This is a genomic window from Nocardia sp. CA-128927 (genome assembly GCF_050955855.1).
Classification (GTDB): Bacteria; Actinomycetota; Actinomycetes; order Mycobacteriales; family Mycobacteriaceae; genus Nocardia.
The window spans coordinates 7,071,885-7,084,350 of record NZ_CP192087.1 but is presented as its reverse complement, the minus strand read 5'-3'; the positions used below and the strand labels follow the sequence as shown (position 1 = coordinate 7,084,350).

The 12,466-nt window shown below is 66.2% G+C and carries 11 protein-coding genes and 1 pseudogene; 2 read left to right on the top strand and 10 right to left on the bottom strand.

Annotated features, from left to right (window positions below):
• The first annotated feature begins 202 nt into the window (after window positions 1-202).
• Entirely contained in the window at window positions 203-514 is a 312-nt protein-coding gene (locus ACQPW1_RS32495) for a hypothetical protein (protein ID WP_433655643.1), read from the top strand.
• 100 nt (window positions 515-614) lie between these two features.
• On the opposite strand, the pseudogene ACQPW1_RS32490 reads toward ACQPW1_RS32495, so the two are convergent.
• Window positions 615-1,367: pseudogene (locus tag ACQPW1_RS32490) on the bottom strand (nucleotidyltransferase domain-containing protein).
• 150 nt (window positions 1,368-1,517) lie between these two features.
• Window positions 1,518-2,111 carry a helix-turn-helix domain-containing protein gene (locus tag ACQPW1_RS32485; RefSeq protein WP_433655641.1) on the bottom strand — a complete coding sequence of 198 codons (594 nt, stop codon included), beginning with the start codon at window positions 2,109-2,111 and terminating at the stop codon, window positions 1,518-1,520.
• 76 nt (window positions 2,112-2,187) lie between these two features.
• Between ACQPW1_RS32485 and ACQPW1_RS32480 the strand changes: the two genes are divergently transcribed.
• Window positions 2,188-3,213: an NAD(P)/FAD-dependent oxidoreductase gene (locus ACQPW1_RS32480; protein WP_433655639.1), complete on the top strand. Its 1,026-nt coding sequence runs from the start codon at window positions 2,188-2,190 to the stop codon at window positions 3,211-3,213.
• Window positions 3,214-3,301: 88 nt separating this feature from the next.
• On the opposite strand, the gene ACQPW1_RS32475 is transcribed toward ACQPW1_RS32480, so the two are convergent.
• The 8 genes from ACQPW1_RS32475 to ACQPW1_RS32440 form a co-directional block, all read right to left on the bottom strand.
• The gene (locus ACQPW1_RS32475; protein WP_433655637.1) at window positions 3,302-3,640 is read right to left on the bottom strand and encodes a DUF6247 family protein; all 339 of its coding nucleotides are present in this window, start codon (window positions 3,638-3,640) and stop codon (window positions 3,302-3,304) included.
• Between the two features lie 480 nt (window positions 3,641-4,120).
• Window positions 4,121-6,235 carry an MMPL family transporter gene (locus ACQPW1_RS32470; protein ID WP_433655635.1) on the bottom strand — a complete coding sequence of 705 codons (2,115 nt, stop codon included), beginning with the start codon at window positions 6,233-6,235 and terminating at the stop codon, window positions 4,121-4,123.
• Window positions 6,232-7,431: a peptide synthetase gene (locus tag ACQPW1_RS32465; protein ID WP_433655633.1), complete on the bottom strand. Its 1,200-nt coding sequence runs from the start codon at window positions 7,429-7,431 to the stop codon at window positions 6,232-6,234. Before ACQPW1_RS32465 ends, ACQPW1_RS32470 begins: the two co-directional genes overlap by 4 nt.
• A gap of 27 nt (window positions 7,432-7,458) precedes the next feature.
• On the bottom strand, window positions 7,459-8,505 hold the full coding sequence (locus tag ACQPW1_RS32460) for an NAD-dependent epimerase/dehydratase family protein (RefSeq protein WP_433655631.1): 1,047 nt from the start codon (window positions 8,503-8,505) through the stop codon (window positions 7,459-7,461).
• A complete protein-coding gene (locus ACQPW1_RS32455) occupies window positions 8,502-8,777 on the bottom strand; it encodes a hypothetical protein (RefSeq protein WP_433655629.1) in 276 nt (91 codons plus the stop codon). The genes ACQPW1_RS32460 and ACQPW1_RS32455 overlap by 4 nt, the downstream gene beginning before the upstream one ends.
• Window positions 8,774-10,447 carry a fatty acid CoA ligase family protein gene (locus tag ACQPW1_RS32450; protein ID WP_433655627.1) on the bottom strand — a complete coding sequence of 558 codons (1,674 nt, stop codon included), beginning with the start codon at window positions 10,445-10,447 and terminating at the stop codon, window positions 8,774-8,776. Before ACQPW1_RS32450 ends, ACQPW1_RS32455 begins: the two co-directional genes overlap by 4 nt.
• On the bottom strand, window positions 10,444-11,346 hold the full coding sequence (locus ACQPW1_RS32445) for a hypothetical protein (protein ID WP_433655625.1): 903 nt from the start codon (window positions 11,344-11,346) through the stop codon (window positions 10,444-10,446). The genes ACQPW1_RS32450 and ACQPW1_RS32445 overlap by 4 nt, the downstream gene beginning before the upstream one ends.
• A gap of 8 nt (window positions 11,347-11,354) precedes the next feature.
• Entirely contained in the window at window positions 11,355-12,404 is a 1,050-nt protein-coding gene (locus ACQPW1_RS32440; RefSeq protein ID WP_433655623.1) for a 3-oxoacyl-ACP synthase III family protein, read from the bottom strand.
• Window positions 12,405-12,466: the final 62 nt, after the last annotated feature.

Sequence of the window (12,466 nt, the reverse complement as noted above, 5' to 3'; positions counted from 1 at the left end):
TGGACGGTTTTGGTGCGATCGGATTCCCATCGCGTGTCCGCGTAACACCCTTTGAAAGGTTCAATTTACTTGGCGCGCTTCGATAAATGCGACGCGATGCCTCTGGTCTGCTTCGGCTTGTGTATCGCGAAGATCGGTTGATAACGTTCGGCAAAGTCGGCGCGGTATCGCCGAATTAGCTTTGAATGAAAGGAAATACGCTTTGAAGCGCGTAATCATCCTCGCTGTGGCGGGCATTGCCATCACCGGTTTCGCTGCGGGTGAGGCCGGTGCCCGGACGATCGACGGTGGGTCGTACTCCACCAGGGCGGCCTGCGAAAACGCCGGTAAGGCGCAGGTGCACGGTGAGGTTCTCGGCTACCGGTGCAGTGCCACCTCGCCGAATTCGGCGACCGGTGACTACAACTACGCGCTGTACCTCGAAACCAAGGATGCCAATCGGCCCTGCCAGACCGGTGGCACCGGTTCCGCGGCAGCGTCGTCGGAAGCTTTCTGCCTGTTCGGGCCCAAGTAGTTTCGACCGGAGTCGTAGCTACGTAATACTTCGGAAATCCCCGCTGCCAGCTCGGGCAGCGGGGATTTTCTTGATCGTAGCGCTGTGTCGGCGACAGTTGTCAGCCGTAATTCATGGCACCGTCGAGTAGTGTTTCCGTCTCGATGATCGCCTGGGTCAAGCACTTCGGGTCGAGGCGGGCGACGATCTCATCGATGCCACGTAGCCCAGCTCGTTGCAGCATTCGCTTTTCATTGATGGTCCATTCGCCGCGGGCAGCCAGGACCGCGTGGGCTGTCTGCATTGCGGCGATGGCGAGGCTTCCCGCCACCTCGGTGGCCTGACCGCGTTGGGCGTAGGCGTCTTTGCCGTATTGCAGGGTCATGGCTGCTCGGTTCTGCCATATCGGTGGTGCCGATTTACGCAGAGCTTCAGGGTAGGTGGGGCGGGGGAGCGTCCCGTGTAGGACCTGGTTGATGGCTAGTTCGGCGACCACCAGATAGCTGGGGATGCCTGCCAGGTGGAACATCAGTGGTTCCCAATGGAATCGGCCTTGTTCGGCTTCGGCGAGTTCGTGTTCGACGACGTCGAGGTCGCGGTAGTGCACGTCGACTTTGCGGTCGTCGATGGTGAACTAGGCGCCGCCGTTGAACACTCCACCGCCCCAGCCACCGAGCTCGGAAACTTCACCGGGCCAGCCGATTTCGCGTACGTCGTTGGGGTCGAGGGTTCTGCGGTAGTAGATGGCGAGGTCCCAGTCGCTGTCCGGAGCGTTGGTGCCCTGGGCGCGGGAGCCGCCGAGGGTGACCACCTGGACGCCGGGGACGGCGGCCAACCGGCTGGTGACGTGCGGAAGGAACGTTTCGTCGGTCATGGATGTCCTGGGTAGGAGGAGCGATGACGGATACGGGCAGCACCGCCGAGCGCTGAATCCACAACTGGGGCAGCGGTATACGGCGGGCGCACACGGTATCGGTCATCACTCCATACACGGATCGTACAGACCCGTCGGGGCGAACTCGACCTATTTTCCTGCGGGTGGTTTCGGGCGGGCCCGCACGTGCGCCCGTTCGCCTTGCGTGCCGAAAAGGCTTAGGAACTCGACGGGTTCGGCGTTGGCGGCGCCGAACCAGTGCGGCACCCGGGTGTCGAATTCGGCGGCTTCGCCGGGAGCGAGTATCAGGTCGCGTTCGCCGAGCACGAGTCGCAGTTTGCCGTTGAGGACGTATAGCCACTCGTAGCCTTCATGAGTCTGCGGTGACGGTACTTTCCGGCTGGAACTGGCCGGAAGCACCATCTTGAAGGCTTGGATGCCGCCCGCCCGGCGGGTCAGCGGGAGGATGGTCATGCCGTGGGCCATGACTGGACGCAGATGGATGCGTGGGTCGCCGGTCTGCGGGGCGTCGACGAGTTCGTCGAGTGTGACGCCGTGGGCTCTGGCAAGGGGGAGCAGTTGCTCGAGGGTCGGGCGGCGACCGCCCGATTCCAGGCGAGACAGGGTGCTCACCGAGATACCGGTGGCTGCGGACAAGGCGGCCAGGGTGGTTTGGCGTTCGCGGCGCAGCGCGCGGAGCCGTGGACCGACCGCGTCCAGCGCTTGATCGAGGTCATCATCCATGCATGCAGCTTGCCATATCGGCAACAAGGCTTGCGTATATGCCCGGTCCGGTCGCATGGTGGTCGCGGAGGTGGTCATGGTGACTGAACAGCTGAAAGATGGCTATGACGTGGTGGTTGTCGGCGGCGGCGCGGCCGGATTGAGCGGCGCGCTGATGCTCGGACGGGCGCGGCGGTCGGTGGTGGTGATCGACGCGGGCGCACCGCGCAACGCCCCGGCTTCGGGGGTGCACGGGCTGCTGGCCCGGGAGGGGATGGCGCCGAGCGAGTTGCTGGAACGCGGCCGCGCGGAGGTGCGTGGGTATGGGGGTCAGGTGGTCCCCGGTGAAGTCGTCACCGTGTCGCGCACCGACGACGGATTCGCGGTGACACTGGCCGACGGCCGTACGGTCCACGCGCGGCGACTGCTGGTGACCACAGGTTTGGTCGACGAACTACCGGAGCTCCCAGGCCTGCGGGAACGATGGGGACGAGACGTGCTGCACTGCCCGTACTGCCACGGCTGGGAGGTCCGCGACCAGGCCATCGGCATACTCGGCACCGGCCCGATGGCGGTGCACCAGGCGTTGCTGTTCCGTCAGTGGAGCGACGACATCACACTCTTCTCGCACACCATGCCGTCGCCCACCAAGGAAGAGGCGGAGCAGCTCGCCGCCCGCGGCATCACCGTGATCGACGGTGCGATGGCGTCTGTCGAGATCGTCGATGACCGACTGGCAGGCGTACGCCTCACTGACGGCACGCTGATCCGCCGCGAGGCACTGGCTTTCGCGCCGCGAATGGTGGCACGGACCGATTTCCTTGCGGCACTTGGACTGAGCTCGGTACTGCACCCGTCGGGTATGGGTGAGCACATCCCTTCGGACATGACCGGCCGTACCGATGTCCCCGGCGTGTGGGTCGCGGGCAACGTCACCGACCTGTCCGCTCAGGTCGGCGGTGCCGCTGCGGCAGGCGCTTTCGCGGCCGCGCAGATCAACGCGGACCTGGTCACCGAGGACACCCGTCGCGCGGTAGCCGCGTACCGGAACACGTTCTCCCCCGAAAACGAAGCACGCGTCAGCGAATTGGTATCGGCCGACCGTCGGCACGGCATCAGATGAGTTCGGCGAAATACACCAATGCCTCGGCGGGCAGACCGTCGACCTGCGCCCGCGCATCAGCGACGATCTCGTAGTGATACACCCGGCGCTACCGGTCGAGTTTGGCGTTGATTTCTGCTCGATGCTCGGAGGCACCGATCGTCGCCACGTCGTGGCCCTGTTGGAGATTCGTGACTAGCTCGAGCATCCGACGATGGGCGTCAGGACCGTGCCTCTGGGTGGTCTCGGCGACCTGGCGGAAGGTCGCCAGGATCGCCAGCACGCCTGTCAGATCCAGGGACGTGGCGGCGCCTGCCATCTCCTCGCGGTAGCGGCGCACGAACTCCTCCTGCTCGTCGCCGACGAGAGCATCGCGGATGGCGCTCGGAGTCGAGGCGGCGAGCAACGCAGGCTGGGATTGCGACCTGGACAACTCGGGTGATGCCATGGCAACACCATAACCCCTGTCATCTGCCGACAGGATCGAGGTGAGTGGGAATCGTCACATTGTGCCCGATGCCGGTGATGTTGCTGCTGCAGCGGCTCGCCCAGCCATCGGGGCAGACGACACCGTCGGTGCGAATGCCTCGGCCGCGCGATCTTGCGCTGCCGAGGCGATCGGCGGAGTGCGGGATCATCTCTCGGGCAACGGAATCAGCTCGAGGTGTTCGGCCACCTTGGGTGTGCCGCAAGCACTCCGACCGGCCACCAGGTTCACCCCGCCACCGTGCGAGACCAGAAATCTGCCACACACGCAGCGTAAATAGCGCACCGCCCCATGCGAAGAGACAAGCATCGGCGAGGGCCAGGAGCAGGAGGGGCAGGCGGCGGACATGGGAGCTAAGCCTGGGGAGTGCGCGGAGGTATTGCAATCTTCGCTGCGGTGTGGCGACCGATCGGTATGAAAATTAGTCCGCAAAAAGGACATTCATGGAATCCGAGCTGGTTCTTCCACGTGTTCGATCGTGGCGGGGATGAGCAGGGGGCGGGCGAACGGGGTCCACCAGTTGGCGGGGCCCATGAGTTTGACCAGGGCAGGAACCAGCAGCATGCGGACGAGGGTGGCGTCGATCAGCAGGGCGATGATCATGCCCAGGCCGAGGAATCGCATGGGGGTCAAGGGCGACAAGGTGAAGGCGCCGGTGACGATGACCAGCAGGGTCGCGGCAGCGGTGATGACACGTGCGGTTTTGAGGGTGCCGATGCGGACGGCGCCCGCGGTGTCGGCACCCGAGTTGTGCGCTTCCACCATGCGGGAGAGCAGGAATACCTCGTAGTCGGTGGACAGACCGAAGACGACGGCGATGATCAGCACGAGCATGCCCGCGGCGAGTGGGCCGGGGCTGATGCCGACCAGACCCGCGAGGTGCCCGTCGTTGAAGATCCAGGTGAGCACGCCGAAGGTGGCGGCGAGGCTGAGGAACGCCATCAGTACGGCCTTGAGCGGCAACACGATCGAGCGGAAGGCCGCGAAGAGCAGCAGGACGGTCGCGCCGACCATGACGAGGATCATCCAGGGCATGGCATGCACGATCGAGTGCACGCTGTCGACGGTGGCGGCGGTGTCGCCGCCGATCCGCAGGACTGTGCCGTCCGGGGGAGTCAGGGCGCGGATGTCTTCGACCGTGGCGCTGGCGTTTTCGCTGCGGTCGGTGGCTTTCAGGAACGCGTGGAAGACGACGAAGTCATCGGCGCGGCCCACCTGGAGCACCTGCCGGACGCCGTCGACATGGCTGAGGGCGGTGTTCGCGGCGTCGACCGCGGCCGACTGGGGTGGGCCATCGATGCCGTGCAGCACCGCGGTGACGCCGCTGCTCGCCGCAGGGAAACCGGTGGTGAGTTCTTCGACGGTGGTGCGCATTTCATTGCCCGCGGGCAACGCACGGTGATCGATGTCGCCGAGCTCGGCGCCGGTGAGCGGCACGGCCAGCAGTAGGAGCACAGCGCCGACCACGATGGTGACGAGGCCCGGCTTGCGCAGCACCGCGTCCACCACCTTCCCCCAGAATCGCTCGGTCCGATCCTTGGTGCCCGCCTTGCCGATTCGAGCGCCGAACAGCGCGAGCATGGCGGGCAGCACGGTGAGCGAAAGCCCGGCGGCGAGCGCGACCGCGGCGATCGCGCCGAAACCCAGTGACCGCAGCACGGCCTGCGGGAACACGAATGTGCCTGCAAAGGCGCAGATCAGCAGCAGCGCCGAGAACGCGACCGTCCGTCCTGCGGTGGCGCAGGTGCGTTCGATGGCCGACTCGACCCTGCGCCCACCCGCGAGCTCCTCACGGAAGCGGGTCACCAGGAACAGCCCGTAGTCGATCGCCATGCCCAACCCGAGCAGCGAGGCGATGTTCACCGCGAACGTGCTCACCTCGGTGAATTCGGTGAGCACCCGAATGGTGCCCATCGCGCCGAGCACCGCGAGCACACCGACCGCCACCGGCAGCGACGCCGCGACCACGCCACCGAACACCAGCACCAGGATCAGCAGAGTGAGTGGCAGCGAGATGGATTCGGCACGCACCAGATCGTGTTGCGACTGGCCGTTGATCTGCGTCGCGAGCGCGCTGTAACCGGACAGCTTGGTCTCGACGCCAGGAACCTTCAGTGCCGCTTCGATATCCGGGTATGCGGTGACGCGACGATTGTCGTCGCCCGCGAGGAACACCGCCGCCAGCGCCTGCCGGTTGTCGGCGGACTTCAGGAACTGCTTACGCGGCGGCGCACTGTTCCAATACGTTTCGATCGGGCGTTGCAACAGCGTGGGATCGATCTGGGCCAGCGATTGCTGAACCCCCGGGCCGATGTCATCCAGGGTCTGCCCGTCCGGCGCGGTATACAGCGCAACGGCATCGGGCGTCTGCGGGCCGAAATGCTCGCGGACCAGCTGATCGACCGCCGCCGATTCGCTGTGCGGGTCGTTGAATCCGGCCGCGCTGACCTTGTCGGCGGTATTCATGCCGACCAGCCCGAACAGCAGCATCACCCCGACGACCACGGCGAGCACCGTGCGCGGCCGGGCGATGACGAACCGTGCCCAGCCGGTCATCGCACCGGCGAATCATGCGGCGCGAGATCGGCTTCCAGCGTTGCGGTGATCTTGTCGAGCAACGCCTCGAGTCGCGGCTCGATGCCCGCACCGTTGCGACAGGACACCGTCAGTTCGATCTTCCCGCGCGACTCCAGCATGCCGAACAGCAGCGGCATCGCGCCGCTGTGCTGTGGCAGCACCCGCATCGTGCTGGGCGTCCAGCCGGGTACGGCGAGTTCGTCGAGGTCGAACTTGCCCATGTGGGAAACGGTGGCGGACACCATGTTCCGGTTGTGCCTGGCGCCGAGCCAGTTGCTGAACCGCAGCACGGCGCGGATGGCGGCGGGCGGGAACTTCGATAGGCCGCCGTTGTCCAGCTGGTTCAGTTCGGTCTTCTGCTGCAACCCGGTGCGCATGCGGGCGCTGATGGTTTCCCAGCTGTCGCCGGGCGCGACGTCGAGAAACAGTGGCAGCGCGAGGTTTCCGGTCGACCGCAGCGCTGGATCGTGCCTGCGCAGGTCGACGGGAACCATGAATCGCGACTTCACACCGGCTTCGGCGGCCAGGATCGCCGAGACCCGCGCGACCATGCCCTTGCCGGTCGCGTGAATGGTGCGGTGCCGCAACAACCATCGCGATGCCGTCGGATCCTGGCGGCCACGTCCGATCGCGGCCGGATAGGTCGGCAGCACCAGCGTCTGTTTGCCCGGCGCGCCCACCTGCTCGACCAATTCGACGTCGGCGATCGGGTCGGGTGCTCCGACCGGAGCCACCCCGCGCAGCGCGCGGAGCACATCGTCGACCCACATTCGCATGCCCATCCCGTCCATCACTCCGTGGAAGACACGGAACACGACGGTGGTTTGTTCACCGGTCAGCAGCAGCACCTCGGTGGTCCGGTCGGGAGTGGGCCCGATCGGACTGTTCAGCATCGCATCGTCTTCCAGCGTGGCGTAGTCGAGCGTCCACCCCGGCACCACCCGAACCTGGGCGGCGACACCGCTGTCCACCCAGTAGTTGCCATCGCGGACCAATCGAGAACCGGGGTTCGCCTCGGAGGCCACGTCCACCGCGCGCTGTACCGCGTTCGGGTCGAGGGTGCCGACGCCGTGCACGACCATGTGCATCAGGAACGGCGGCGACACCTCCCTGGTGAAGAAGTACAGGCGCTCCGTGGGCGAGATCTTCCGACGGAAGACGGTGTCAGTGGTCATGATGGCCTCCGGTGACGACTGAGAGTTTCAGCGCAGATGTCGAGTGAGTTCTACTGCGCCGCCCTGGGTTTCGAGCCACGCGAGTAAGGTGGTCAGTCCGCTGTCCCGGTCCACGACCGGGGTGTAGCCGAAATCGCGGGTGGCCGCGGCGGTGTCGTAGGTGGCACTGCGGGTCATGAGTGCGACCGCATAGCGCGACAGCGGCGGCGACCAGCGCGTCGCGACCGCCGGTATCCGCCAAATGGTTTCGATGACGTTCACTACGGCGTTGATCACCTTGGGGTTCGGCTTCCGGCTCGGCGGTTGGAAACCGAGATCGGTGGCCACCGCACCGAGGAACTCCCAGACATTGGTCTTCTCGGCATCGGCGACGAAATAGGCCTTGCCGCCCACCGCATCCGAGGCCGCCGCCTTGACGCACGCTTCGACGATGTTGTCGACGTGGCACAGCGAGGCGTACACGGTGCGACCGAACGAGATGTCCGGCAGCTTCCCGGTGGCGGTCTTGCCGAGCAGTCGCACGATCGGACCGGATCGGTCGCCAGCGCCCCAGATCGCGCGCGGCCGCAGGGCGCAGGTGGTGAATCCCTCGGTGTTCGCGGCCAATACGGCGCGTTCGGCCGCGGCCTTGGTCTCCGAGTACAGGTTCAGGTAGCGCCGCGGATAGGGGATCGACTCGTCGACGTCGAGCTGATCGCCGCCGTCGTAGTCCATCAACGCGCTCGGGCTGGAGATGAACACGAAACGGGAAGCGCCACCGCGCTGCGCCGCTTCGAGGAGTCGTTCGGTCGCTCGAACGTTCTCGTCCCAGAACTGCTCTCGGGTCCCGCGTTCGTCCACCCGCGCGGCGCTGTGGAACACGATGTCGACACCGTTGGTCGCGGCGACCAGCGACGCCTGGTCGGTCAGATCGCCGTAGACCAGCTGCACCCGATCCACGTCCGCGCCGAGGTCGGCCAGCTTGCTGGTGCGCCGCACCAGAATCGACACATCGTGCTCGCCGTCGCGCACCAGTCTGCGCACCAGCGCGCCGCCGAGGAACCCGGACGCACCGGTCACCAATACCTTCGTCATCGCGTCTCCTGCGTTCGCCACCAGGTCAATCCGAAGATCTGCGTCAATACGGCCGTCTCGACGGGGGAGCGCCCCGAACCCTCGGCCGCCCGCAGCGCGGGCCGGATCTGCGCCGCGTGCACCACGACGCTGAGGAACGCATCGATCCACCACGCGGCGCGCAGCACCCGGCTGTCAGGCACCCGCTCCGTCGCGATCGCCGCGACGCCGCCGGCCAGGTACACCCAGCCGAGCACGGGAATCGCCCGCAAGGCCGTCGTTTTCACGCTCACCGGTTCGTTCCGATCTGCTTGGCCGCCCACTGCGACAGTTGCTCCCGGCCGATCTTGGCGTTGTGCCGGATGTCGACCGGGAACCCGGGGTGAATCAAGAAGTCGGCGACCGCGCGGGTGAGCTCGAACTCCGCCGCGCGTGCCCGCAGCGCGGCCCCGACCGCCGCGCCGTCGGCATCGGACTTCACTTCGAAACACAGCACCGGCCGCTGCACACCCCGCGCACCGACACCGACCAGCGCCGTCCGGGCAACGCCCGCAACGGTATTGAAGATCTGCTCCACCTGAACCGTGAACATCGGCCCGTCGGCGGTATCGACCCGCTGACTCTTGCGTCCGCAGAACCAGATTCGGCCCTCGTCATCGATCCACGCGAGATCGCCGGTGCGATGCCAGATCCGGTCACCGTCGACGATCTTGCCCTGCCGGTTCGCCGCTTCCGGCCAGTAGTAGTGCGTGCTGACATTCGGCCCCGCGACGACGAGTTCGCCGATACCGCGCGAGCTTTCGAGCGCACCGGCCAACTCCTCGACCCGCGCCCAGGTCGGGATCGGGTCGTCGGTGATGGCGACCACCCGAGCCTCGATCTTGTCGGCCGCACGCCCGATGCAGGTGCCCTCGCCCTGGTGCGTCCGATCCACCAGACCGTCGAACAGTTCCCGAGATTCGATGAGCGACATCGGCAAGGCCTCGGTGGACCCGTACCCGGCGAAGATCTGCACGTCCTCGGCCAGCACCTCGCGCAGCCCGGCGATGCACCAGTCGGGCACCGGCGCACCACCGGAGTAGATGCTGCCCAACGTCTTCAGCTCGATCGGCTGCTGTTCGAGATGACGCAGCAGCGGGATCAACAAAGCGGGCGAGGCGAACATCGTCCGCACGCCGAACTTCTCGATCGCGTGCGCGACATGCGCCGGATCGGTGGAGCCGACCTTGCTCGGGATCAACGGCGGTAGCACACACCGCGATCCGAGCAGCAGATCGAGAATTCCGACCAGCGGCAACGTGATAAGCGAGGTCTCCGGCGCCACCTCGCCGCGGGCGGTATGGACCTGGTCGATCATCGACGCGAGATTGCCGTGGGTCAGCTCGACCGCCTTGGCGGGTCCGGTACTGCCGGTGGTGAATCCGATGACGAGCACGTCGTCCGGGTCGGCGGGCACCCGCTCGGGCGCGCCACCGGACGGCGTGGTGCCCCACGCCGCCAGCCGCTCGCCCCGCCAGAACCAGCGCTTGCCCACCGTCACCGTGGTGCGCACCTTGCGGAAGCTGCGCCGGAACAGCACCCGCACGGCGTGTGCGGGCGGGATACCGATGAACGCTTCCGCTTCGACCGCGCGCAGGCAGTGCACCATCTTCCGCAGGCCCATGCCCGGGTCGATCACCACCGGCACGGCGCCGATCTTCAACAGCCCGAACAGGATTGCGTACAGCTCGGGGCTCGGTAGCACGAGCACGATGGTGCGGGTGCCCGACCCGACGCCCGCCGCGGTGAGCCGCTCGGCGATGGTCTCGGACCAGTCGTCGAGCTCGCGGTAGCTGACGTGCCGATAGGACGGCAGCTCACCGGTCGTCGTTCCGTCGGGATAGATGACCGCCTCTCGATCCGGTTCCGTGCGCGCGAACGCACGGAACCGGTCGATGGCCGCCCAGTAGGTCGCCGAGGTCACGCAGCCGCCCCGGCGAACGCGGGCAGCCGGTACAGCACCGCCGCCGCGGACGGGCCCGCGCCCGCCGCGACGAACAGCACGTGCGTGAAATCCTTCAGGGTGTCCGTGATGACCGCCCGGTCGTAGGCCTGCGGCAGCGACGCGGTGTGCGGGTCGCCGTCGGTCAGGTCCGGCGTGCGCACCGAATCCTGTTCGATGCCAAGGACATCCGCGAGCTGCTTCGGGAACTCGGCGGTCGGCGTCGACGCGATGAGCGCCGTGCCCGCCAGGTCGGTGTGCCCGGCGAGCGCGGCCTGCGCGGCCTCGGTCGCCACGGTCAGCAGCCGATCGGCGAAGTCCGGCTCGCGATCGACGGTCATCAGACCGCGTCCGACGCTGCCCATGGTGGACAGGTCGACATACGCCTCGACCGCGGGGGTGCCCTCGCCGTTGACCGTGTGCACCCGGCCGAAGCCGTCCGGCTCGTCGGTGTGCTCCAGCAGCAACGCGGCTCCCGAAGTGGCGTAAGGGAAGTCGTCCGCGGCGGCGGTACGGCTCATCGACGGATGGCCGTCACCGGACACGATCAGCACGTGCTCGGCACTGCCCGTTTCCAGCAGCGAGGTGGCGACTCCGACGGCGTTGAGCACGCCGGTCGCGCCGTTCATCAGGTCGAACGAGAAGGTCCGCGGGTCGTCCTTGGCGTATTCCAGGCCGATGCCCGCCGCCTTCTGGATCAGCGCGGACACGGCCGGTTCGACGGTGTTCTGGTCGCGGAAGACACCGGCGTTGATCAGCACGCTGACCTGGTCGGGACGAACCCCGGCCCGCTCCAGGCTCTGCTTCGCGGCCCTGCCGCTGTTCTCCACACTGCTTTGCGTTTCACGGCTGATGCCGACGGATTTGATGCGCACGCCCATGGCTGACCTCAGACCTTCAGAGACGAGATGGTGGTGGACAGGAAGCCGGTCACGATGCCGGAGGCGGCCGGAATCATCAGCAGCTTCGAGCCCGCCGGGATGTTCTGGTCGCTGAGCTGATCGTGCAGGACGATGAAATGCGAAGTGGTGGAAGTATTTCCGTACTTCTCGATGACTCGCAGATCCGGCGGCATCGGGGTGCCGAACTCGCGCTCGCAGATGGCATTCATCCACGGGATCGCGGCCGCGCCGAACTGGTGGTGGATGACGTAGTCGAAGTTCTCGTCGGCGAAGGTGCGCCCCTGTGCCTCGAGGTAGTTGATCTGGCTGTTGGTGCCCAAAAGGAAGCGGTCTTCGTTGTGCATTTTGCGGTTATCGGTGTACAGCGCAACACCCTGGCTCTTGTCGCTGGGCATGCCGAGACACAGCTGCGAGTACTCCGCCGCCGTCATCATCTCGATGTAGTGGATCTTGTCGTTGTCGTCGACCGCCTCGTCGAGCACGACCGCGGCGCCCGAGTCGCCCACCGACAGCGACGCGAACTGCAGATCGTATTTCTCGGAAATCTCGGCCACCGCGGTGTCGGCGATGGGAGTAATGGCCTCACCGCTGACCACCATGCCGTTGCGCACCGCACCGGAGCGGATCATCCGGTCGAGAATGTAAGTGCCGGTGAGCATTCCGGCGCAGGCGTTCGATACGTCGAACGTAATGGCGTTCTTCGCCCCAATAAGGCGGCTTATCGAACCGGCGAAGGACGGCTCCATGTACATGCGGGTGGCGTGGTTGCTCCGCGTGATGGAGGTGGAGATGATCACGTCGAGCTCGGCTGCTTCGTACCGCGACCTGGACAGACAGTCTTCCGCGGCCTTCATGGCGATGGCGAAGGAGTCCTCGTAGCTGTCCGGGTTCGTGTCGTGCACCCGGCGTTCCTGCACCCCGGTAATCTTTTCGAGATCGAAAGACGGGGGTTCCTTCAGCCGGGAGAGCAGCTCCTGGGTTGTGACGATATTCGAAGGCAGATAGGCGCCGATGGATTCGAATCGAGAATGCGACACGCGCGCTCCTGGAAATCGTGGAAAGAAAACGGTTCCGGATCGTCTCTGATCTTCGGTGCGAC